18 protein-coding genes are annotated in these 20,696 nt (G+C 67.2%); 8 read left to right on the top strand and 10 right to left on the bottom strand.

The window, feature by feature from the left end; genetic code table 11:
* Nucleotides 1–19: 19 nt before the first annotated feature.
* From argE (CAL13_RS15040) to CAL13_RS15005, 8 genes are all read right to left on the bottom strand, one after another.
* Nucleotides 20–1,195 (bottom strand): acetylornithine deacetylase, encoded by a 1,176-nt coding sequence (gene argE, locus CAL13_RS15040; RefSeq protein WP_086072822.1) that lies wholly within the window; start codon nt 1,193–1,195, stop codon nt 20–22.
* Nucleotides 1,152–1,958: an amino acid ABC transporter ATP-binding protein gene (locus CAL13_RS15035; RefSeq protein WP_086072821.1), complete on the bottom strand. Its 807-nt coding sequence runs from the start codon at nt 1,956–1,958 to the stop codon at nt 1,152–1,154. Before CAL13_RS15035 ends, argE (CAL13_RS15040) begins: the two co-directional genes overlap by 44 nt.
* A 9-nt stretch (nt 1,959–1,967) precedes the next feature.
* Nucleotides 1,968–2,618, bottom strand: a complete 651-nt coding sequence (locus CAL13_RS15030; protein ID WP_198297798.1) for an amino acid ABC transporter permease — start codon at nt 2,616–2,618, stop codon at nt 1,968–1,970.
* Nucleotides 2,618–3,292, bottom strand: a complete 675-nt coding sequence (locus CAL13_RS15025) for an amino acid ABC transporter permease (protein WP_086072820.1) — start codon at nt 3,290–3,292, stop codon at nt 2,618–2,620. The genes CAL13_RS15030 and CAL13_RS15025 overlap by 1 nt, the downstream gene beginning before the upstream one ends.
* The gene (locus CAL13_RS15020) at nt 3,292–4,713 is read right to left on the bottom strand and encodes an MmgE/PrpD family protein (protein ID WP_086072819.1); all 1,422 of its coding nucleotides are present in this window, start codon (nt 4,711–4,713) and stop codon (nt 3,292–3,294) included. Before CAL13_RS15020 ends, CAL13_RS15025 begins: the two co-directional genes overlap by 1 nt.
* 84 nt (nt 4,714–4,797) lie before the next feature.
* A complete protein-coding gene (locus CAL13_RS15015) occupies nt 4,798–5,583 on the bottom strand; it encodes a transporter substrate-binding domain-containing protein (RefSeq protein ID WP_086058106.1) in 786 nt (261 codons plus the stop codon).
* 137 nt (nt 5,584–5,720) lie between these two features.
* Nucleotides 5,721–6,134, bottom strand: coding sequence for a RidA family protein (locus tag CAL13_RS15010; protein WP_086058105.1), 414 nt, complete (start codon nt 6,132–6,134; stop codon nt 5,721–5,723).
* A 32-nt stretch (nt 6,135–6,166) separates the two neighbouring features.
* Nucleotides 6,167–7,138, bottom strand: coding sequence for an agmatinase (locus CAL13_RS15005; protein WP_086072818.1), 972 nt, complete (start codon nt 7,136–7,138; stop codon nt 6,167–6,169).
* Nucleotides 7,139–7,315: 177 nt separating this feature from the next.
* Here CAL13_RS15005 and CAL13_RS15000 point away from each other — a divergent pair, with 177 nt between their 5' ends.
* On the top strand, nt 7,316–8,227 hold the full coding sequence (locus CAL13_RS15000) for a LysR family transcriptional regulator (protein ID WP_086058103.1): 912 nt from the start codon (nt 7,316–7,318) through the stop codon (nt 8,225–8,227).
* Between the two features lie 120 nt (nt 8,228–8,347).
* Entirely contained in the window at nt 8,348–8,701 is a 354-nt protein-coding gene (locus tag CAL13_RS14995) for a RidA family protein (RefSeq protein ID WP_086072817.1), read from the top strand.
* On the opposite strand, the gene CAL13_RS14990 is transcribed toward CAL13_RS14995, so the two are convergent.
* Nucleotides 8,694–9,548, bottom strand: a complete 855-nt coding sequence (locus tag CAL13_RS14990; protein WP_086072816.1) for a zinc-dependent peptidase — start codon at nt 9,546–9,548, stop codon at nt 8,694–8,696. The genes CAL13_RS14995 and CAL13_RS14990 overlap by 8 nt on opposite strands.
* Before the next feature lie 212 nt (nt 9,549–9,760).
* On the opposite strand from CAL13_RS14990, the gene CAL13_RS14985 reads away from it, so the two are divergent.
* The 6 genes from CAL13_RS14985 (at nt 9,761) to CAL13_RS14960 (ending at nt 17,175) form a co-directional block, all read left to right on the top strand.
* On the top strand, nt 9,761–11,989 hold the full coding sequence (locus tag CAL13_RS14985) for a RelA/SpoT family protein (RefSeq protein ID WP_086058100.1): 2,229 nt from the start codon (nt 9,761–9,763) through the stop codon (nt 11,987–11,989).
* Nucleotides 11,990–12,075: 86 nt separating this feature from the next.
* Nucleotides 12,076–13,233, top strand: coding sequence for an acetylornithine deacetylase (gene argE / locus CAL13_RS14980; RefSeq protein ID WP_086072815.1), 1,158 nt, complete (start codon nt 12,076–12,078; stop codon nt 13,231–13,233).
* 158 nt (nt 13,234–13,391) lie between these two features.
* Nucleotides 13,392–14,591: a tryptophan synthase subunit beta gene (gene trpB, locus CAL13_RS14975; protein ID WP_086072814.1), complete on the top strand. Its 1,200-nt coding sequence runs from the start codon at nt 13,392–13,394 to the stop codon at nt 14,589–14,591.
* A gap of 20 nt (nt 14,592–14,611) precedes the next feature.
* Nucleotides 14,612–15,466 carry a tryptophan synthase subunit alpha gene (trpA, locus tag CAL13_RS14970; RefSeq protein WP_086058097.1) on the top strand — a complete coding sequence of 285 codons (855 nt, stop codon included), beginning with the start codon at nt 14,612–14,614 and terminating at the stop codon, nt 15,464–15,466.
* Nucleotides 15,467–15,499: 33 nt separating this feature from the next.
* A complete protein-coding gene (accD, locus tag CAL13_RS14965) occupies nt 15,500–16,375 on the top strand; it encodes an acetyl-CoA carboxylase, carboxyltransferase subunit beta (RefSeq protein WP_086058096.1) in 876 nt (291 codons plus the stop codon).
* Nucleotides 16,376–16,620: 245 nt separating this feature from the next.
* The gene (locus tag CAL13_RS14960; RefSeq protein WP_086072813.1) at nt 16,621–17,175 is read left to right on the top strand and encodes an acyloxyacyl hydrolase; all 555 of its coding nucleotides are present in this window, start codon (nt 16,621–16,623) and stop codon (nt 17,173–17,175) included.
* A 219-nt stretch (nt 17,176–17,394) separates the two neighbouring features.
* Here the strand turns inward: CAL13_RS14960 and CAL13_RS14955 are convergent, their stop codons facing one another.
* Nucleotides 17,395–20,583, bottom strand: a complete 3,189-nt coding sequence (locus CAL13_RS14955; protein WP_086072812.1) for an Rne/Rng family ribonuclease — start codon at nt 20,581–20,583, stop codon at nt 17,395–17,397.
* Between the last annotated feature and the right edge of the window lie 113 nt (nt 20,584–20,696).

Genomic DNA, 20,696 nt, shown 5'->3' with positions numbered 1-20,696 from the left:
CCGCCTTCTGCCGCGCCGCTCAAACGCAGAGATAATCCGTCAACCGCGCGAGCATGGCATCGCAGGCTTCGATCTGCGAGATCTCGACGTATTCGTCGGCTTTGTGGGCCACTTCGATATTGCCGGGACCGCAGACCAGCACCGAGGTCTCGTGCCATTGCCGGCGGAACAAGCCTCCTTCGGTGCCGAATGCCACTTTGGTGCGCGGGGTCCCCGGGGGCAGCCACGAGGCAAGCAGGCGCACGGCGGGCGAGTCTTCCGCGGTGCTCAACCCGGGATAGGCGTTTACCAGGCTGACGTCCGGCGGCATGGCGTCCGGAAGCGCCGCCGCCTGCCGCATGCGAGCCTGGGTCAGTTCGAGCACCCGGGACAAAATGTCGGCAGGGTCGTCCTCCGCCACCGTCCGTATCTCGAAATCCACCTCGCATCGGTCCGGAACGATATTCAGCGCGGTGCCGCCGCGTATCGTGCCGGCATGGATGGTGGAGTAGGGAATGGGATAGCCGTCCTCGCGGCGTCCGTTGTCCGCAAGCTCCTGCTGCACGTCGCGCAGGGCGGCGACCAGGTCGGCGGCGGTGTGGATGGCGTTGACGAACCGCGGCGCCAGTCCGGAATGGCCGGCCTGGCCGCAGCACAGCGCGCGATAGGCCGCCTTGCCCTTATGCCCCGTGCCGATTTTCATCAGCGTGGGCTCGCCGACGATGCATAGCGCCGGCGCCGGCCGCAGCCCTTCGAGGGCGCGGATCAGGTGGCGGACGCCGACGCAACCGATCTCTTCGTCGAAGGAAAGGGCCAGCTGCAGCGGCCGCTTCAGCGGCCGGCCGGCGGCATGGATCATCGCCATCACCGCGCAGGCGACGAAGCCTTTCATGTCCGAACTGCCGCGCCCGTAGACGCGGCCCTCGCGCACCGTCGGCTCGAATGGAGGCACGGTCCACGGCTGGCCCTGTGCCGGCACCACGTCGGTGTGGCCGGACAGCATGACCCCCGGAACGTCGCGTGGCCCCACCGTGGCGAACAGATTGCACCGCGTGGCGTCTTCCGGATCGGGCACGCGCAGGGCGTTGATGCCGGCGTCGCGCAGCAGCGCCTGCACCCGGTCCATCAGGCCGGCGTTGGGCGTCAGCGTGACAGAGGGGAAGGCGATGAGTTCATGCAGCAGTGCGAGACTGTTCGCGGGATGAGGGTGCGTCATTATGAGGAGGTTGGGCGGGGAATGACAGAAAGCTGCGCAGCTCGGGGCTGCGCGGCGATCCGAAAATTTCTTCCGGGGTTCCCATTTCGTGAACCCGGCCATGGTGCATGAAGATAACCCGGTCGCTGACCTTGCGGGCGAAGCCCATTTCGTGCGTCACGATGATCAGCGTTGCGCCGTCCCGCGCGAGCTGCTCGATAACCTGCAACACTTCCCCCACGAGTTCCGGGTCCAAAGCAGAAGTCATTTCGTCGCACAGCAGCACTTCGGGGTCCATGGCCAGCGCGCGCGCAATGGCGACCCGCTGCTGCTGCCCGCCCGAAAGCTGATGGGGCGACGCATCGAACTTGCCCTCCAGTCCCACGCGGGCAAGCAGCCTGCGCGCGCGGTCCCGGCATTCGTCGCGCGGCCGCTTGAGCACCAGGCGCGGCGCCAGCATGACGTTTTCGCCCGCCGTCATGGATGGGAACAGATTGAACTGCTGGAAGATCATGCCGACCTTCTGACGCAGTTCGCGCAGGGCGCCGGCGTCCGAGCTCAGGACCCGCTGTCCACCGACCACGATCTGGCCCTGATCGAAGGATTCCAGGCCGTTGATGCAACGTAGCAGGGTGCTTTTGCCCGAACCGCTTTTGCCGATGATGCAGATGACTTCGCTGCGCGCCACCTGCAGGTCGATGCCTTTCAGAACTTCGTTCTCGCCGAAGCGCTTGTGCACGCCGCGGATATCGACCAAAGGGGCGGAATCTCTTTGTGTTTGCATGGCGGGTCCTCAGTATTCGACGCGCATGCGCTTCTCCACCCATGCGCCGAACAGCGAGCATGGAAAGCAGAGCGCGAAATAAAACAAGGCGACCAGTCCGTAGACGAGGAACGGCTCGAAAGTGACGTTGGCGATCATCTGGCCGGTGCGGGTGAGCTCGACGAATCCGACCACGGAGGCGAGCGAGGTGTTCTTGACGATCTGCACGACCAGCCCCACGGTGGGCGGGACCGACAGCCGCAGCGCCTGCGGGAAGATTACATGCCGCAGCTGCTGGCCGAAGCTCAGCGCCAGGCAGGACGATGCTTCCCATTGACCCTTGGGGATGGACTCCACGCACCCCCGCCACGTCTCCGTCAGATAGGCGCTGGCGTACAGCGTGAAGCAGAGCGTGGCCGCCGTCATCGGGGAGGTTTCGACGCCGACCAGGGCCAGGCCGAAATACACGAGGAACAGCTGCATCAGCAGCGGCGTCCCCTGGAAGACCTGCACATAGGCAGCCACCGGAAGCTCGAAAATCTTCGGCCGGGCCAGCCGCAGCACCAGCAGGAGCAGGCCCGCCACGGCGCCGCCGGCGAAGGCGATGGCCGACAAGGCCAGGGTCCAAGGCAGCGCAAGCAGCAGATTGCGCAGAATGTCCCAGGTGGTGAAAGCGGTCATCATCGGTTGGCTCCCAGGGGCGCGCAGCCGAACAGGAATCGCGGGCCCAGCCATTGCAGCAGGCGCCGGAAGCAAATGGATAGCACCGGGTATAGCGCCGTGACCACGATGTACGACTCGAACTGGCGGAACGTCTGCGCGGCGATGCGGTTGGTGACGTACGACAGCTCCGCCGTCGAAACAAGGCTGCAGACGGCCGTCGCGAGCATGATGATGACCAGCTGGCTCGTCAGCGCGGGCCAGACACGCGACATGGCGGGCGGCAGCACCACGCGCGTGAAGACCTGCCAGCGGTTCAGGCTGAGACACTGCGCCGCTTCGATCTGGCCGCGCGGCGTGGCTTCGATGCCGGCGCGCACGATCTCGCAGGCGTAGGCGCCCAGATTGATGGTGAGCGCCAGGATGGCCGCGGGCAGGCTGGCGAAGCGCAGGCCGATGGCCGGAAGGCCGAAGTAAATGAAAAAGATCTGCACGATGAAAGGCGTGTTGCGAAAGAACTCCACGTAGCACGCCACGGCAACGCGCAGGGGGCGCGAACCGTACACCCGGCACCAGGCGCAGCCGATGCCCAGCAGCGTACCGAGGGAGCAGGACAAAAGCGTCAAGAGAACCGTGATCGCGAGCCCGCTCAGGAATACGGGCCAGGAAGCGAGCACGCTGGAAAAATGCAGCATCAGGATTCCCCTTCTCCGATTCCCGGCGCCGCGGCCAACTTGCGGGTGCGCAGGATGTCGAAAACCGCCCGGATAGGTTCCGGGCCGTCGAGCGAACGCAGGCGCGCCAGCAGCGTCGCCGCGTGCCGCGCGCCGATAACGGGGGCGGTGCAGTCGTGGAATTTGCGTGACACCGCGGCCTCCGGCAGGGGCGCGGCGGCGCTGCCCGCCGCCTTGTCGCGGCTGGCCTCCAAGACCGCGCCATTGGTCAGCGTTACGCGCACGACCGCGCCTTCGGGCGCGGCGCTGCGGCGCTTCGCGTCATTCCACGCGGGGCCGGTTTCCATGTGGACCACCCGCATCAGGCAGCGCAGGTCGTCGCGCGCCAGTTGCGCGGGATGCAGCGCGGCCAGGCCCCAGTCGGGATCGAGCAGCGTCATGGCGATGGCAAACGGCATGCTGAAGCGCGCCTGCCCGGGCGTGGCCGGCATGGCGTGAACCAGATTGGCGGCAACGATGGGAGGGACGTCGCAAGTCACACGCTTTACGTCGGACGCCTGGAAGCGGTGCCGCGCCATCAGCGCGCGCAGCGCGTCGACCGCTGCGTGCGACGACAGGCATACCGGGATGCGCTTGACGTCCACCCCGGGTTCTAGCAAGTACCAGGACCGGCCCAGCGAAGCCAACGCGCTCCCATCGAAGACGCCCTCATTGAAGCGGGCGGCAAAGCCGCTCGGGGCGCCGAAGGGATCGGCCGGTCCTGTGGCGCCCGCCTGCGCCAGGCAGGCGCTTTGCACGCCGGCCTGCGCGGCCTTGCCCGCCATCAGCGGTTTGGCGTCCGACCCGAAGCAGGACTTGGTTCCCGACGCCATGCTGACCGCGAGCGCCAGCGCTTCCCGTGTCCGCGCGGGATCCAGCCGGAAGAGCTTGGCAGCCGCCATGGCCGCGCCGATAGGGCCCAGCACGCCGGTGGTCCACCAGCCGCGTTCGTAAAGCCGCCCCTGCGTGGCAGCGCCAATCGCGTACTCGCATTCCGCGCCGGCCACCAGGGCTGTCACCGTCTGTTCTCCGGTGGCATCCATGGATTCGGCGCAGGCCAGGAGGGCGGGCACGATGACCGCTGATCCATGGACGAACCCGGCGTAGCAGTTGTCATCGAAGTCCAGGGCGTGCGCGGCCGTGGCGTTGACGAAGGCGGCCAGCGGCGCGTCCGCCGCGACGTCGGTCCGCCCCAGAATGGTGCAGGGACCCGTTGCGGCGTTGGGGCAGAGGGCCAGCGCCGCGCGCGCCGCCGGCGTGGCGGCGCCCGCCACGGCGACCGCCAGGGTGTCCAGAATGCAGGTCGTGGCAACCTGCCGCACGGCGGGCGGTATATGCGCGGACGCCAGACCGTCCACCCATTGCGCCAACGCCATGCTCGTTGTCATGGTATCGGTGTGCACGCGTATCCCCTTGTCCGCCGGCGCGCGCGGTCGCGCCGTGCGGTGTTCCGCGATCCGTGCGCCCGGAGGGGCGCCGGGGCTTTCTTATTCAGGCAGGTCGCCGGCCGGCGCGCCCATCCAGCGCACGGACAACTCGTCGATCTTGCCGCTGCGCTTGGCATCGCGGATGATGTCGTTGACCTTGGCCAGGAGTTTCGGCTGCCCCTTGCGCACGCCGATGTAGCAGGGCGAGTTGGCCAGCACGACTTTCAAGGCCATGTCCAGCTTGGGATTGCGCTGCGTCAGGGCCGCGGCCACGGGCGTACCGCTGGCGAAGAACTCCGTCTGGCCGGAGAGGAAGGCCGCAATGGTGCTGTTGTTGTCTTCGTACCGCTGCACGATGGCCTTGGGCGCCAGGTCCTGCAGCTCCTGGTCCTGCATGGAGCCGCGCGTCACGGCAATCACCTTGCCGGCCAGATCGGCGTGGGTCTTCGCGGGGTTGCCCTTGGCGCCGAAGATGGCATCGAAGAAGGGCGCGTAGGCAATGCTGAAATCGATCACCTGCGCGCGCTCGGCGGTCTTGCCCAAGGACGAGATGGTGAGATCCGTCTTGCCGGTTTGCAGGTAGGGCACGCGGTTGGGGGCGGTGACCGGAACCAGTTCGACCTTCACGCCCAGCTTCTGGCCGATCAGGTTGGCCATGTCGACGTCCAGGCCCTGGGCCTTCATGTCCGGTCCGACGAAGCCGAAAGGCGGGTAATCGGTGGGCACGGCCACCCGGATCGTGCCGCGCTGGATGATTTCGTCGAGCAGGTCGGCTGCGCGGGCCGACAGGCTCATGGCACAAGAAAATACGGTTACAGCCCCGAGTATCCATTTCTTGATATGCATGGCGTAGTCCTTTCAAAACTGCCGTCAAAAGTCGATGCACCGCGACCCCGGATACGGGTGTCGCGGCGCGGCTGTGTGACTCCTCGGCTTCCCCTTGAGGGTCATGCTGCGGGAGGCTGGGGCCTCCTCTTTGCGGATCAGTCGGGAATGACGGCTGTCGCGTCGATCTCGACCAGGTATTCGGTGCGGGCGAAGGCGCTGATGACGATGCCCGTGGAGACGGGATAGACGCCCTTCAGCCATTTTCCCACCACGTTGTAGACCGCTTCGCGGTAACGCGGATCGGTGATGTAGATGGTGAGCTTGCAGATGTGGTCGAGCTGGCTGCCAGCTTCCTTCAAAAGCATATCGATGTTCTTCATTGCCTGCTCGGCCTGGCCGGCGACGTCGCCGATGCAGACGCATTCCGACGTGTCCAGGTCCTGGCCGATCTGGCCGCGCAGGAAGACGGTGGTGCCGCGCGCCACGACCGCCTGGCATAGATCGTTGTCGATCTTCTGTTCGGGGTAGGTATCGCGCGTGTTGAATTTGCGGATGCGGGTGTGTGCCATCTGGATCGCTTTGGTTGGGTTGAGGAAGGCGGTCAGGCCCGGTCGAAGTAGCCGGCGCGGATGGTGCTGCCTATCAGGTTGACGATCAGGCGCCCCGCGGTCACGCAGGTCAGGCGGGTGGCCGTGTCCTTGGAAGGCTGGATTTCCACGATGTCCATGCCCACCACGCGGCCCTTGCGCACCAGTCCGTGAATCAGCTTGCGCGCTTGCGGGAAGGTCACGCCGCCGGGCGCCGGGCCATCTACCGCCGGCATCACCGTGGGATCCATGCCATCGGCGTCGATCGAAAGGTAGTAATTGCCGCCGTCCGGAATGCGCGCCAGGACGGCGTCCATGCCGATGTCGTGCAGCTCATACGCCGTAATCAGTTCGGCGCCGTAGGCCTTGGCGGCCTCGAAATCGGCGGGCCGGCCGCTGCCCTGGGCGCGCAGGCCGATCTGGATGATCTTGCCCACATACGGCAATTCCGATGCGCGGCGGATCGGGCTGGACAGGCCGTCGCGCACGCCATTGACCTCGTCGCGCCAGTCCAGGTGGGCGTCGACGTGCACCAGCGTGATCTCCTTGCCGAGTTCCTCGTAGGCGCGCAGCACGGGATTGGTGATGCCGTGGTCCCCGCCCAGCACGATCGGCAGTCCTCCCCCGCGCAGGATATGGCGCACGGCTTGTTCGCAGCGGCGGTAGTGCTCGCCCGGGATCTGCGTATCGGGCATGACGTCGCCGCAGTCCACGAAACGGATGTCCGATCGGCCTTGCAGCAAGGGGCCGTCGATATCGAAGTCGTAGTGTTCGGGCGCGCGCACCATGCGGTCGGTGACCTCGCGCAGGGCTTGCGGCGCGCGGGTTTGGTCGTTGCCGAAGGCCTGGGGGGTATAGGGCGAGCCGAAAGGCATGCCCAGCACGGCAATGTCCGCCTTCAAGCCTTGCAGTTCGGTGACGAGTTCCGAATACAGCAATGTCTTGTGTCCGGTCTTCGGGGCAACGGTAAGAGGGAGTTTGGCCATGTGAGAGATGTGGGGCGAGGGGGCCCGGCGTGTGGGGTTCCGATGTGTGTTGCGGCTACTCTAAGGGCGCGCCATGGGCTTGAAAAATGATATTTTTGTGCGGTAGGTATCGAATAACGGAACTTTCCACCGGGTTTACCCGAGGGTCGTCCTCCCACTTTCAGGGCTCGCGTCTTCATGCTCAAACTGGATTTCGACGAACGCAACCTTCGTTCGCTGCGCGTGTTCTGTCATGTGGCGGAGGCCGGCGGATTCGCGGCCGCGGAGCGGCGCCTTCTCATGTCGAAGGCGTCGATCAGCCGCCATATCCGGGATGTCGAAGCGCACCTGGGCGTGCGGCTGTGCGAGCGCGGACCCGGCGGCTTTCGCCTGACCGCCGAGGGCGTGGTCGCGCTTCGGCTGGCGACCACCGCGCTGCGCGCACTGGCCCGGATCCGGCCGGAGGTCGATGCGGCCCATGGCGTGTTGTCCGGTCCGCTCGCCATCGGGCTGGGCGAACATACGCTGACGCACCCTGAATGCCATCTTCCGGAAGCCTTGGGCGAACTGCACCGCCAGGCCCCGAACGTGCAGCCGGAGATCCTGGTGATGTCCTTCAAGGAGCTCGATCATGCGCTGCATACGCAGCGCATCGACATCGCGATCCGCGGCAAGTACAGCGAGGATAGGGATTTCAATTACCTGCCGCTGTACCGCGAGACGCACCGCGTATACGTGTCGCGGCGGATATCCGCGGCGCGCGAGCAGGCCAGGCTGCCGCTGGTCTACCGCTCTCACCCGCACGTGGAGCGGGCGCTCGCGACGGGCCGCTATGAGCGGGGACCGGAGGTCGGCGGACTGGACGCGGTTGGGGCGATGGTCGCCACGGGCTACTACCAGGGCCTGTTGCCCAGCCACTATGGCGAATTGCTTCAGGGCAGATTCGGTCTGCAGCCGGCCGCGCGTGGCGTGCGCTATTCGCACATCGGATGCGCCGTCACGCTGGCTTCGCGCCAGCTAAGCCATCGCGCCGAATTGATGCTGAATATCCTGCGCGATCTGCACCGGGTGCCGCGCCGCGTCACGGCCCAGGGTCGCTCGGCCGGTTGACTTCCGGGGCCGCACGTACGCCGGGCAAGGGCGCTGGCCTGACGCGCAGAAGACAGCGATAATCCGTCATTTTCACCGCCGGGCGGTACGCCGCCCGGCTTCCATCGCGAGGATACTGGTATGAGCTCCATCAAGCGCATCAACGTCGAGAAGCGGCTGTCCGACGTCGCGGTCTACAACGGCGTAGCCTATCTGGCGGGTCAGGTGCCTGACGACCCCAAGGCCGACATGACCACCCAAACGAAGCAGGTGCTGGCGACCATCGACAGGCTGCTCGCGGATGCCGGCACGGACAAATCCAAAATCCTGATGGCGCAGATTTTCGTCGCCAACATGAAGGAATTCGACGACATGAACAAGGCTTGGGACGCGTGGGTCGCGCCCGGCAATTCGCCTCCCCGCGCCACCGTGGAGGCCCGCCTGGCCAATCCCGACTACAAGGTCGAGATCGTCGTGACCGCCGCGGTCAACTGATTTCCGGCGGTTCCCCGGACAGCCGCGCCAGCGGATCCTGCCGGTAGTACGTGCGCAACAGCCCGTACCATTCCGGCAGGGCCGCGGCCAGCGGCGCCGGGTCCACGAAAAACGTTTCGCTGCTGACCGCAAAGAATTCGCTTTCGTCCGTGGCGGCGTACGGATCCAAGGGCAGCTGACCGTACCAGGCGTCGGCCTCCGGTCCTTCGGGGTCGACGTCGGCCGGAATGGATGCCTCTACCGCGTCCAGCGCCTCGGTGTAGCGCGCCAGGCTGTCGTCCAGTACGCGTCGCCAGAGACGGGCCTGCAGATCGGGCCGGCCGGCCAGGTTCGGCATGCCGTCGGCATCGCCGCCCGCCAGGTCGAGCTTGTGGGCGAACTCGTGGATGACGACGTTGAAGGCCCCCTCGGCGATACGCGCATCCTCCCAGGAGAGTACGACCGGGCCGCCATGCCAGGCTTCCCCCGCCGCGTCTTCCACGTATTCGTGCACGACGCCGATGTCATCCTCGCGTTGCCGGGGGATCATGAAGGCGTCGGGGTACACGATGATTTCGTCCCAGCCTTCATACAAAGACGTGGGCAGGTTCAGGATGGGCAGGGCAGCCTGCGCGGCAATGGACAGCCGCATGAAATCCGTGAGCGCGAGACCGCGTGCGCCGTTCATCGTCTTGCTGGCCAGCAGCCACGCTGCCCGTGCGCGCAGCGCTTCCCGTTCCTGCGTATCCAGGCCTTGCAAAAAGGGGTATGCCCCCAGCACCTCGGCCCAAAGCGCAGGGGCGATGCGCGCCGCCATCGCTTCCACCTGCGCCTCAGGCGCGCCGCGGCCAAGCAGCCACCGTAACATCGTCGAATTCTCCAAAATCCATGGCGCGGGCGCGGGTCGGTCCCGGCCCGCATCGTGCCGGCGGCTCACAGCGGCTGCACGCGGCCCGCAACGCCTGGCCGCCGATCCCATGCGGATGCGCCACACCCTTTGGCGTCCATAGTGCCTAGTGTAGAGTGTCGGGATTCCCATACGCGCATACGCCGCCGCCAACTGTTTTTATTGCCGCGCCCATGCCAGCGCTTTCCGATTCCGACACCCCGACGCCCTTCGATGCCGACTGGTTCGAGCACGCGGCCGCCGGTCTCGATCCGCAATGGCGGGACCGTCTTCAGAAGGCGGTCGATTGGGCCGCGCCGCGGTTCGGCGACGCGCTGGCGCTTACCGGCGAACCGCTGGCCGGGCATGCCGCGGGCGTGGTCCGCATCCTGGCGGGCCTGCACACCGACGGCGCCACGCGCACCGCGGCGGTGTTGGCGGCCCTCCCCACGGATGTCGGCGCGCCGCCGGTTGCGGGCAAGCACGATCCCATCGTGTCGGAATTCGGCCAGGAGATCGGCCGGCTGGTCCAGGGCGCCCAGGCCTTGCTGCGCCTGGGCGCCGTAGCCAGGCTCGCAAGCGACAGCGCGGCGGATACCGGCTCTCAAAAGGAAATGCAGCGCAAGATGCTGCTGGCCATGGCGGCCGACCTGCGCATCGTCCTCATGCGCCTGGCGTCGCGCCTGCAAAGCCTGCGCTGGCATGCCGCCTCCAAGCTCGCCTGCCCGCCGGTGATCGCACAGGAAACGCTGGACCTTTATGCGCCGCTCGCCAACCGCCTGGGGATCTGGCAGCTCAAGTGGGAACTGGAGGATCTGGCCTTCCGCTTCCTGGACGGCGAACGCTATAAAGAGATCGCCCGGCTGCTGGAAGAAAAGCGCGTCGAGCGCGAGGCCTTCATCGCCGATGCGGTGACGCGCATGCGCGAAGCGCTGAGCAGGGCAGGGATCGAAGCCGAAGTCAGCGGGCGCCCCAAGCATATCTACAGCATCTGGAACAAGATGCGGATCAAGAAGCTCGACTTCAGCCAGATGTTCGACTTGCGGGCGCTGCGCATCATCGTGGACGACGTGCGCGACTGCTATGCCGCACTGGCGCTGGTGCACGAGCTCTGGACGCCGTTGCCCGAGGAGTTCGACGACTATATTTCGCGGCCCAAGCCCAACGGCTACCGGTCACTGCATACGGTTGTGGCGGACGCGGACGGCAGGCCCTTCGAGGTGCAGATCCGCACGCGCGAAATGCACCAGTTCGCCGAATACGGGATGGCCGCGCACTGGCGCTACAAGGAAGCCGGCGCCAAGGGCGGGCAGGTGGCCGCCTCCAGCGAATACGACCGGCAATTGTCCTGGATGCGGCAGTTGCTGGCCTGGAATGCCGATCTGGACGCCGCTCCCGCCGCGGCCGGAGCGTCGGCGCCGCCGCGCGCGGCGGCCGAGCACATCTATGTGCTGACTCCGCAGGCGCGCGTGATCGAGCTTCCCGCCGGCGCGACGCCGGTGGATTTCGCCTACCACCTGCATACCGATCTGGGGCACCGCTGCCGGGGCGCACGGGTGGATGGGCAAATGGTGCCGCTGCAGACCCGGCTGGCCACCGGCCAGACGGTGGAAATCGTGGCCGCCAAGGCGGGCGGGCCCTCGCGCGACTGGTTGAATCCGCAGCTGGGATTCCTGGCCAGTCCGCGGGCGCGAGCGAAGGTGCGCAACTGGTTCAATGCAATCGAGCTGCAGCAGCGCATCACCCAGGGACAGGCGCTGGTCGAAAAGGAGCTGCAGCGCCTGGGCAAAACCGCGGTGAACCTGGAGCAGCTGGCGCAGCAACTCGGTTTCGCGCGCGCCGACGATTTGTACGTGGCCGCGGCCAAGGACGAATTCAGCCTGCGCCAGATCGACGCCGTATTCAATCAGCCCGCCGCGCCCGCCGAGGACCCCGGCGTGGTCACGCATGCCAGCCGCGCCGAGAGCACGGAAAAGGGCGGCAAGAGCGGCGTGCTGGTGGTCGGCGTGGGCTCGCTCATGACCCAGCTCGCGCGTTGCTGCCGGCCGGCGCCTCCCGATGCGATCGCCGGCTTCGTTACGCGGGGCCGCGGCGTGTCCATCCATCGCGCGGACTGCCGCAGCTATGCGGCGCTGGCCGAGCGCGAGCCGGAACGCGTGATCGAAGTCACCTGGGGCGACACGGGCAATACCGTCTATCCCGTGGACATCAGCGTGCGGGCGCACGACCGGTCCGGCTTGCTGCGTGACCTTTCCGAAGTCTTCGCCCGCTTGCGGCTGAATGTGATCGGCGTCAACACCCAGAGCCGCAACTCGCTGGCGCACATGATCTTTACCGTCGAAGTCCATGGCGGCGACGCGCTGTCCCGGGCGCTGCAAGCCTTGGCCGAAGTCCCCGGCGTGACGATGGCCACCCGCAAGTAGGCCGGCGCAGCGGCGCCGCCGGTGCCGTGCGCGTGGACGGCGGCTGCCCCGGCCCCTACACTGGCGGTTTTCCGCGAAGGACATCCATGGACACCCGTCGCTGGCTGGAAACGCTGATCGCTTTCGACACGACGAGCCGCAATTCGAACCTGGCCCTCATCGAGACGGTGCGGGATTGGCTCAAAGGGCAGGGCGTGCAGGCCTGGCTTGCCCATAACCCCGACCGCAGCAAGGCCAACCTGTTCGCCACCCTGCCGGCACAGGACGGCGGCGAGCAGGGCGGCATCGTGCTGTCAGGACACACCGACGTCGTTCCGGTGGACGGCCAGGCCTGGACGAGCGACCCTTTCGCGCTGCGCGAAAGCGAGGGGCTTTTGTACGGCCGCGGTTCGTGCGACATGAAAGGCTTCATCGCGGCCGCGCTGGCCCTGGTGCCGGAATTCCTGTCGATGCCGCGGCGCAAGCCGCTGCACCTGGCTTTCTCCTATGATGAGGAAGTCGGCTGCGCCGGCGCGCCGGTCATGCTCGCGGACCTGCGCGAGCGCGGCATCCGGCCGGAGGGCTGCATCGTGGGCGAACCGACGGGCATGCAAGTGGTGGTGGCGCACAAGGGCATCAACGTGTACCGCTGCCGGGTGCATGGCAAGGCGGCGCATTCATCCCTGACGCCGCAGGGCTGCAACGCGATCGAGCATGCCGCCCGCCTGATCTGCCATATCCGCGACGTCGCCGACGCCTTCAAGGCCAAAGGGCCCTACGACGGCCACTATGACGTGCCCTTCAGCACGATGACCACCAACTTGATACGGGGCGGCATCGCGGTGAACACCATTCCCGAGGCCTGCGAATTCACCTACGAGTTCCGTAACCTGCCCGGCCTGGCGCCGGACGGCATCCAGCGCGAAGTGCAGCGCTACGTGGACGACGTGCTGCTGCCGCGCATGCGCGCCGAGTTTCCCGAGGCTCGGATCGAGCTCGAGTCCGGCGCCGCCGCCCCCGGGCTGGAGGCGTCCGAGCAGGCGGCCATCACGCAGCTGGTGCGGGCGCTGACGCGCGACACCGCCACCCGCAAGGTCGCCTACGCCACCGAAGCCGGCCTGTTCCAGGGGCTGGGCATCCCCACGGTGGTGTGCGGGCCAGGCCATATCGCCCAGGCGCACAAGGCGGACGAGTTCGTCGCGATGGATCAGCTCGCGGCCTGCGAGCGCTTTTTGCGGCGGGTGGGCCAGTCGCTCCAGGCCTGACCCTCGGCGATCCCGGGGGGCCGCGCACGGGCGCGGCGCTTCCGGCCGGACGGGCGGGAGGCGGCGCTCAGGTAAAATAACGGGTTGCTAATCGGCGGGCGGGCCGGTCCGGCGCGGGTGTGCCACCCGCTTTCCCGCTATGCCGGGAGGAGAAGCTGGTGAAACCTTACGACCTTCCAGACGCCAAAGGGCATTTCGGCCCCTATGGCGGCGTGTTCGTGGCGGAAACGCTGATGCACGCGCTCGACGAATTGCGCGCGGCGTACGACCGTTATCGCGTCGACCCGCAATTCATCGAAGAGTTCGAATACGAGCTCAAGCACTTCGTCGGCCGGCCCAGCCCCGTGTACCACGCGCGCCGATGGTCGCAGGAACTGGGCGGCGCCCAGATCTGGTTCAAGCGCGAAGACCTGAACCACACCGGCGCTCACAAGGTGAACAACTGCATCGGGCAGGCGCTGCTGGCCCGCCGCATGTGCAAGCCCCGCGTCATCGCCGAAACGGGCGCCGGGCAGCACGGCGTGGCCACCGCCACGGTCGCGGCCCGCTACGGCATGGAGTGCGTGGTCTATATGGGCAGCGAAGACATCCGCCGCCAGGCCTCCAATGTGTACCGCATGAAGCTGCTGGGCGCCTCCGTCGTGCCGGTGGAGTCGGGTTCCCGCACCCTCAAGGACGCGCTGAACGAAGCCATGCGGGACTGGGTCACCAACATCTCGAACACCTTCTACATTATCGGCACGGTGGCGGGGCCGGACCCCTATCCGCGCATGGTGCGCGATTTCCAGACCGTGATCGGGAAGGAATGTCTGTGGCAGATGCCGGAAGAAGCCGGCCGGCAGCCCGACATCGTCATCGCGGCGGTGGGAGGCGGATCCAATGCCATGGGCATCTTCCATCCGTACATTCCGTATGAGAATGTCCAGCTGGTCGGCGTCGAAGCCGCCGGCGAAGGGGTGGACACGGGGCGGCACGCCGCGTCGATCGCCGCCGGGCAGATAGGCGTGCTGCACGGCAACCGCACTTATGTCATCCAGGACGAAAACGGCCAGGTCCAGGAAACGCATTCGGTATCCGCCGGCCTGGACTATCCCGGCGTGGGCCCGGAACACGCCTGGCTGAAGGACAGCGGCCGCGCATCCTATGTCGGCGTGACGGACGAAGAGGCGCTCAAGGCCTTCCACGATTGCTGCCGCATCGAAGGCATCATGCCGGCGCTGGAATCCTCGCACGCCATCGCCCATGCGGTGCGTATCGCGCCCACCCTGCCGGCCGACACCCATATCCTCGTCAGCCTGTCCGGACGGGGCGACAAGGACATGCACACCGTCGCCGAGCGCGCCGGCCTGGCGCTCTAACGACGGTGGACCCTCGCAGCATGACTTCCCAAGATCGTATTGCCGCGGCCTTCGGCCGCGCCCGCGCCCAGGGCCGCGCCGCCCTGATTCCCTACATCGCCGCCGGCGATCCTACACCCGCGGCCTGTGTGCCGCTGATGCACGGACTGGTCGAGGCGGGCGCCGACGTCATTGAACTGGGCGTGCCGTTTTCCGACCCGATGGCCGACGGGCCCGTGATCCAGCGCGCCACCGAGCGCGCGATCGCGCAGGGCATGAGCCTCAAAGGGGTGTTGGACGCCGTGCGGCAATTCCGCACCCAGGACGACATCACGCCGGTCGTTCTGATGGGGTATGCCAACCCCATCGAGCGTATGGGTCAGCAGGCTTTCGCCGACGCCGCGGGCGCGGCGGGCGTGGACGGCGTACTTGTGGTCGATTACCCGCCAGAAGAAGTCCAGGAGTTCGCCGACCTGCTGGGCTCGCGCGGCATTGCGCCGATTTTCCTGCTGGCGCCCACCAGCAGCGAAGCGCGCATTCAGGCGGTGGGCAAGGTGGCGCGGGGCTATGCCTATTACGTTTCGCTCAAGGGCGTGACGGGCGCCGGCCACTTGGACACGGACGACGTGGCGCGGCGGCTGGCGGAAATCCGGCGGCATGTCCCCATCCCTGTCGGCGTCGGCTTCGGCATCCGGGACGCGGCCAGCGCGCAGCGTGTGGCCGAGGTAGCCGACGCGGTCGTCATTGGCAGCAAACTTATCGAAACAATGGAACTAGCGGTCGCGGCCTCCACGCCCGACCGCAGCAACGAAGCGGCCGTGGCCGCGGCGCGCGAATGGCTGCGCGGCATCCGCGCGGCCATGGACCAGGTCAAACGCGATACCGCTGCGGCCTGACGCCGTATCCCTGATTAGGACAATAAACTCAGAATGAGCTGGATCGAAAAACTCCTGCCTCCTCGCATCAACAAGACCACCGAACCCAGTGCCCGCCGCGTGCCGGAGGGGCTCTGGGTGAAATGCCCGGCCTGCGAATCGGTGCTCTACAACGAAGACCTGGCGGCCAACCTGCACGTGTGCCCCAAGTGCGATCACCACATGCGCATCGGCGCGCGCGCGCGCATCGATTCGCTGCTGGACATGGAAGGCCGCGTGGAGATCGGGCAAAACATCCGGTCCGTCGATACGCTGAAGTTCAAGGACAGCCGCAAGTACCCCGAACGCCTGGCGGAAGCCGTGAAGCAGACCGGCGAAACCGACGCCCTGGTTGTGATGAGCGGCTCGATTCGCGGCGTGCCGGCCGTGCTGGCCTGCTTCGAGTTCGAATTCATGGGTGGTTCCATGGGATCGGTCGTGGGCGAGCGGTTCGCGCGTGGCGCCCGCGCCGCTCTGGAGCAGAAGACCGGTTTCATCTGCGTGGCCGCTTCGGGCGGGGCCCGCATGCAGGAAAGCCTGCTGTCGCTGATGCAGATGGCCAAGACCAACGCCATGCTGACGCAGTTGTCCAAGGCGGGCCTGCCCTTCATCAGCGTATTGACCGATCCCACCATGGGCGGCGTGTCGGCCAGCTTCGCGTTCATGGGCGATGTCGTCATCGCCGAGCCCAAGGCGCTGATCGGGTTCGCCGGTCCCCGCGTCATCGAACAGACGGTGCGGGAGAAGCTGCCCGAAGGCTTCCAGCGGGCGGAGTTTCTGCTGCAGAAGGGCGCGGTTGACATGGTGGTGGACCGGCGCCAATTGCGCGAGGAAATCGCCCGCTTGCTGGCCCTGCTGACGCGCCAATCGGCGGACGTCGTCACCGCCTGATCCCGCCGGCCCTGGCACATCCCGCTTCCATGGCGCGCGCCGCGGCCTGCGTGTAATACCTTGTTCGATCGAGACGCCGGCCGGCCCCGCCCTGCGGCGGCAGGGCGGCTCCCGGCGCCTGACGGAACTCTGTATCCCCGAGCGGGAGTGGGGCATTTATGCCGCTTTCGTGGTCCGTCGGGGAATTTTCTGATAAGTTAGCTGATCTTTTGGTTTCTTGTTTCTTATTGGCTGGAGTTTCTCCAATGACAAATGGTCGGAAGAAAAAGATCGTTGCCGGCGCCCTGACCGCGTTGGCGATGGCATGTGCGATGCCTATCGCCAGCGCCCAGGAGCAGCCTGGATCCAACGGCGGCGTGAGTCTGCAGATGGGTATCGGCGAACGATACAATCGCGCCACGGCGAACTACGAAACTCCGCCCCTCTGGAACTACACCTTCGGCGGCAACTGGGGCCGTCTGGACCTGACTGGCGAAGTGGGCGTTTCGTACTGGTGGGCGCACGAAGGCGGACATCCCGCCAGCGCATGGCAGCTCAGCGCCATCCCGATGTTCCGCTGGTGGCTGGGCGAGCGCTTCTTCATCGAAGGCGGCGTGGGCCCCACGGTGTTCAACAAGACGCGCTTTGCGGACAAGACCATCAGCACGGCCTTCCAGTTCGGCGACCACATCGGGGTAGGCTTCCAGTTGACGCCTTCCAGCCGGCTCAGCCTGCGCTACTCGCACTTCTCGAACGCCAGCATCAAGACCCCGAACCCGGGGTTGGACGTGACGCAACTGACGTACACCCACTTGTTCTGAGTACGCCGGAAGACGTCCTGGCGGCGTCCGGGGCCGGCATCCGGCCGTTGCAACCGCAGGGTTGGCGCTGCGGGCAATAAAAAAGGACTGTTCCATCGGAACAGTCCTTTTTTTGTGCAAAGCACGCCAGCCGGTCTTTGATACCCGCCGCCGCAGTGAAGCGGCGGCGTTTTCACGAGCAAGCTGGCTGCCCTTTGGAAGGGCAGCCGTTCTCCGGACTCAATGGCGGGTTTCCACCTGCACCAGCGGGCCGGACGACACAGGCGGGACGGGCTTGCGCTCGCGCCCCAGGCGCACGGGGGTGTAGCTGGCCGCCATGCGCTCCTGCGTCTGCGCGTGGCGCGCCGGGTCGGTCTCGACCCAGGTCAGGCCGGCCGCGCTGACGACGTCCTGCAGGCTTTGCCGGGAAGGCGTGGCCCGCGACGGCTCGGCTTGAACCGGCGCTTCGGGTGGCGCGGCCTCGGCCGTGGCGACCGGCGCCGCGGGGGCAGGCGCCGCCGCCGGGACCGCTGCGACATTAGCCAGGGGAGCGGCCGGAGCCGCGGGAGCCGGAGCCGCGGGCGCAGCCGGAGCCGCGGGCGCCGCGGGCTGCGAAGCCGCTGCCGGCTGGGCCGGCATGGGCCATGGCGTGGTCGTTGCCTGCGTGGCGGCCGATTCTTCGCGCTGGGCGGCGACCGGCGCACGCTGCGCTTCGGGCTGGGCCGGCGTTTCCGGGGCCTTGAAACTTTCCACAGGCGCTGCGGAAGGCGTCGCCACGGTCGCTGCCGCAGGCGTATCCTCTTCGTCCAGACCGGCGGGGACGGCGGGAGGCACGATCGCAGCCGGCGCGGGCACTGCAGGCGCCGCGGGCGCCACGGGTTGCGGGGTGCTGGAGTCCGGCGTTTCGGCCTGCACGGGCCGCGCCTGCGCCACTTCGGCCGCCGGCGCGTGCGCGGCGGCGTGCGGACGGATCTGCTCCACAGGTGTCGCTACTTCCGACAGCGCGGCTTGCGCCTCGGCGGCAAGGCTGTCTTCGCCCTCCGCCAGGGTTTCCTGACCGTTTTCCGTCAGCGTCGCGCCATCTTCCTGCGCGCGGCGGCCGCGACGGCTGCGCCGGCGCCGGCGCTTGCGCTCCGGATCCGCGCCGGCCTCCGCGCCGTTCTCTGCGGTGATGGGCTGACCCAGTTCATCCAGTTCCACGGGAGCGGCTTCGCTCGCGGCGGGGCGCACTTCCTCGTTTTCCGGCGGCAGGGCGGCGGCGACCGTTTCGGCCAGCGCCGCGACCATGCTTTCCTGCTCGCTCATCGGCGCGTCCGCCTGTTCGTCGCGGCGGCCGCGGCCGCCACGCCCACGGCGGCCACGTCCGCCTCGCGCGGGTGCGGCTTCATCGGCGGCTTCCGTCGCCAGCGCGCGTTCGGGATGGGCCTGGGCCTGAATGGTGGCGTCGCGTTCGGCGCGCTGCTGGGTTTCCGCACGATTCGGCCGTTCGGCACGCTGTTCGGCCTCGTTGCGGCGGCCGCCGCGCACATGATGACGCAGCCCTTCCGCTTCGGTGGTTTCGGCGCGGCCTTCCTGGCGCCGGTTGCGGTTGCGCTCGGAGCCGTGGCGTTCGCCGCGGCGGTCCTGGCCGTCATGCGTGCGCGTTTTCGGGCGCGAGGTGGCGCGCTTCGCATCAGCGGGCTGCGCCGGCGCCGGCGCAGCGGGCGCCGCGCTGTCGCCAGTGAACCAGCCCACCAGACGCTTGAACAGACCGCCCAGTCCGGCGCTGGCGGCCGGCGCGGGTGCGGCGGGCGCCACGGGGGCGGGGGGCGGAGCCACAGGCGCGGGCTGCGCGGGCGTGATGCCCTTCACCAGGGCCTCGGGACGGGTTTTGATTTCCTGTTCGCGGGGCGACCAGGCCACTTCGGTGGCAGGCGCGTCGGCCAGCTCGAAGCTGGTCTTCATCTCTTCCAGGCGCGGGTCGTCGTGGCGCAGGCGTTCGATATGGTGGTGCGGGGTTTCCAGGTGCTTGTTGGGGATCAGCACCAGGTTGACCTTCAGCCGCGCTTCCATCTTGGCGATATCCGCCCGTTTTTCATTCAGCAGGAAGGTGGCGACATCGACAGGCACCTGGGCGTGTACCGCCGCGGTGTTTTCCTTCATGGCCTCTTCCTGCAGCAGGCGCAGGACGTGCAGGGCGCTGGATTCGGCGTCGCGGATCACGCCGGTGCCGTTACAGCGGGGGCAGGTGATGTGCGAGCCTTCGTTCAGCGCGGGCCGCAGGCGCTGGCGGGACAGCTCCATCAGGCCGAAGCGCGAGATCTTGCCCATCTGGACGCGCGCGCGATCGAAATGCAGGGCATCGCGCAGGCGCTGTTCGACTGCGCGCTGGTTCTTGCTGTCCTCCATATCGATGAAGTCGATCACGATCAGGCCGCCCAGGTCGCGCAGGCGCAGTTGGCGCGCGACCTCGTCGGCCGCCTCCTGGTTGGTGCGCAGGGCGGTTTCCTCGATGTCGGCGCCGCGCGTCGAGCGGGCGGAGTTCACGTCGATGGCGACCAGGGCCTCGGTGTGATCGATCACGATGGCGCCGCCGGAAGGCAGGGTCACCGTGCGGGAATAGGCGGTTTCGATCTGGTGTTCGATCTGGAAGCGCGAAAACAGCGGAACATCGTCGCGATAGCGCTTCACGCGCTGCACGTTGTCCGGCATCACCACGCTCATGAAAGCGGTAGCCTGATCGGCGATCTCGTCGGTATCGATCAGGATCTCGCCGATTTCCGGCGAGAAATAGTCGCGTATCGCCCGGATGACCAGGCTCGATTCCAGATAGATGAGGATGGGCGCCGAATTATCGCGGGCGGCGCCATCGATGGCGGACCACAGCTGCAGCAGGTACGACAGGTCCCACTGCAATTCCTCGACGCTGCGCCCGATGCCGGCGGTGCGGGCGATGATGCTCATGCCGGGCGGGACCTGCAGCTGCTCCATGGTGTCGCGCAGTTCCTGGCGGTCCTCGCCTTCCACGCGGCGGGACACGCCGCCTCCGCGCGGATTGTTCGGCATCAGGACCAGATAGCGGCCAGCCAGGGAGATGAAGGTCGTCAGGGCTGCGCCCTTGTTGCCCCGCTCTTCCTTTTCGACCTGGACGATCAGCTCCTGCCCTTCGCGCAGGGCGTCCTGGATGCGCGCGGTGCGGACGTCGACACCTTCCTTGAAGTAGCTGCGGGCGATTTCCTTGAACGGCAGGAAGCCATGGCGGTCTTCGCCGTAGTTGACGAAGCAGGCTTCGAGGCCGGGTTCGATGCGGGTGATGATGCCTTTGTAGATGTTGCCTTTGCGCTGTTCGCGGCCGGCGGTTTCGATGTCCAGATCGATGAGCTTTTGCCCATCGACAATGGCAACGCGCAACTCTTCTGGGTGCGTTGCATTGAACAACATTCGCTTCATGAGAGGGTTCTCCGTTGTCATGACACGCCGATATCGGCGCGTGACCTCGGGTCACCCGGGCTGCGGACTGCGGCAGAGCAAGCGTGCGGACAAAGGCTGGGCGCGGCCCGGGC

Source organism: Bordetella genomosp. 9 (assembly GCF_002119725.1).
Taxonomy (GTDB): domain Bacteria; phylum Pseudomonadota; class Gammaproteobacteria; order Burkholderiales; family Burkholderiaceae_B; genus Bordetella_C.
Note: the sequence above shows the minus strand (reverse complement) of the source record. Positions and strands in the feature narration are given on the sequence as shown.

Bases quoted from the DNA above. Each gene is read 5' to 3' on its own strand.
- argE (WP_086072822.1), bottom strand. From the start codon at position 1,195: ATGACGCACCCTCATCCCGCGAACAGTCTCGCACTGCTGCATGAACTC.
- CAL13_RS15035 (WP_086072821.1), bottom strand. From the start codon at position 1,958: ATGCAAACACAAAGAGATTCCGCCCCTTTGGTCGATATCCGCGGCGTG.
- CAL13_RS15030 (WP_198297798.1), bottom strand. From the start codon at position 2,618: ATGACCGCTTTCACCACCTGGGACATTCTGCGCAATCTGCTGCTTGCG.
- CAL13_RS15025 (WP_086072820.1), bottom strand. From the start codon at position 3,292: ATGCTGCATTTTTCCAGCGTGCTCGCTTCCTGGCCCGTATTCCTGAGC.
- CAL13_RS15015 (WP_086058106.1), bottom strand. From the start codon at position 5,583: ATGCATATCAAGAAATGGATACTCGGGGCTGTAACCGTATTTTCTTGT.
- CAL13_RS15010 (WP_086058105.1), bottom strand. From the start codon at position 6,134: ATGGCACACACCCGCATCCGCAAATTCAACACGCGCGATACCTACCCC.
- CAL13_RS15005 (WP_086072818.1), bottom strand. From the start codon at position 7,138: ATGGCCAAACTCCCTCTTACCGTTGCCCCGAAGACCGGACACAAGACA.
- CAL13_RS15000 (WP_086058103.1), top strand. From the start codon at position 7,316: ATGCTCAAACTGGATTTCGACGAACGCAACCTTCGTTCGCTGCGCGTG.
- CAL13_RS14995 (WP_086072817.1), top strand. From the start codon at position 8,348: ATGAGCTCCATCAAGCGCATCAACGTCGAGAAGCGGCTGTCCGACGTC.
- CAL13_RS14990 (WP_086072816.1), bottom strand. From the start codon at position 9,548: ATGTTACGGTGGCTGCTTGGCCGCGGCGCGCCTGAGGCGCAGGTGGAA.
- CAL13_RS14985 (WP_086058100.1), top strand. From the start codon at position 9,761: ATGCCAGCGCTTTCCGATTCCGACACCCCGACGCCCTTCGATGCCGAC.
- argE (WP_086072815.1), top strand. From the start codon at position 12,076: ATGGACACCCGTCGCTGGCTGGAAACGCTGATCGCTTTCGACACGACG.
- trpA (WP_086058097.1), top strand. From the start codon at position 14,612: ATGACTTCCCAAGATCGTATTGCCGCGGCCTTCGGCCGCGCCCGCGCC.
- accD (WP_086058096.1), top strand. From the start codon at position 15,500: ATGAGCTGGATCGAAAAACTCCTGCCTCCTCGCATCAACAAGACCACC.
- CAL13_RS14960 (WP_086072813.1), top strand. From the start codon at position 16,621: ATGACAAATGGTCGGAAGAAAAAGATCGTTGCCGGCGCCCTGACCGCG.
- CAL13_RS14955 (WP_086072812.1), bottom strand. From the start codon at position 20,583: ATGAAGCGAATGTTGTTCAATGCAACGCACCCAGAAGAGTTGCGCGTT.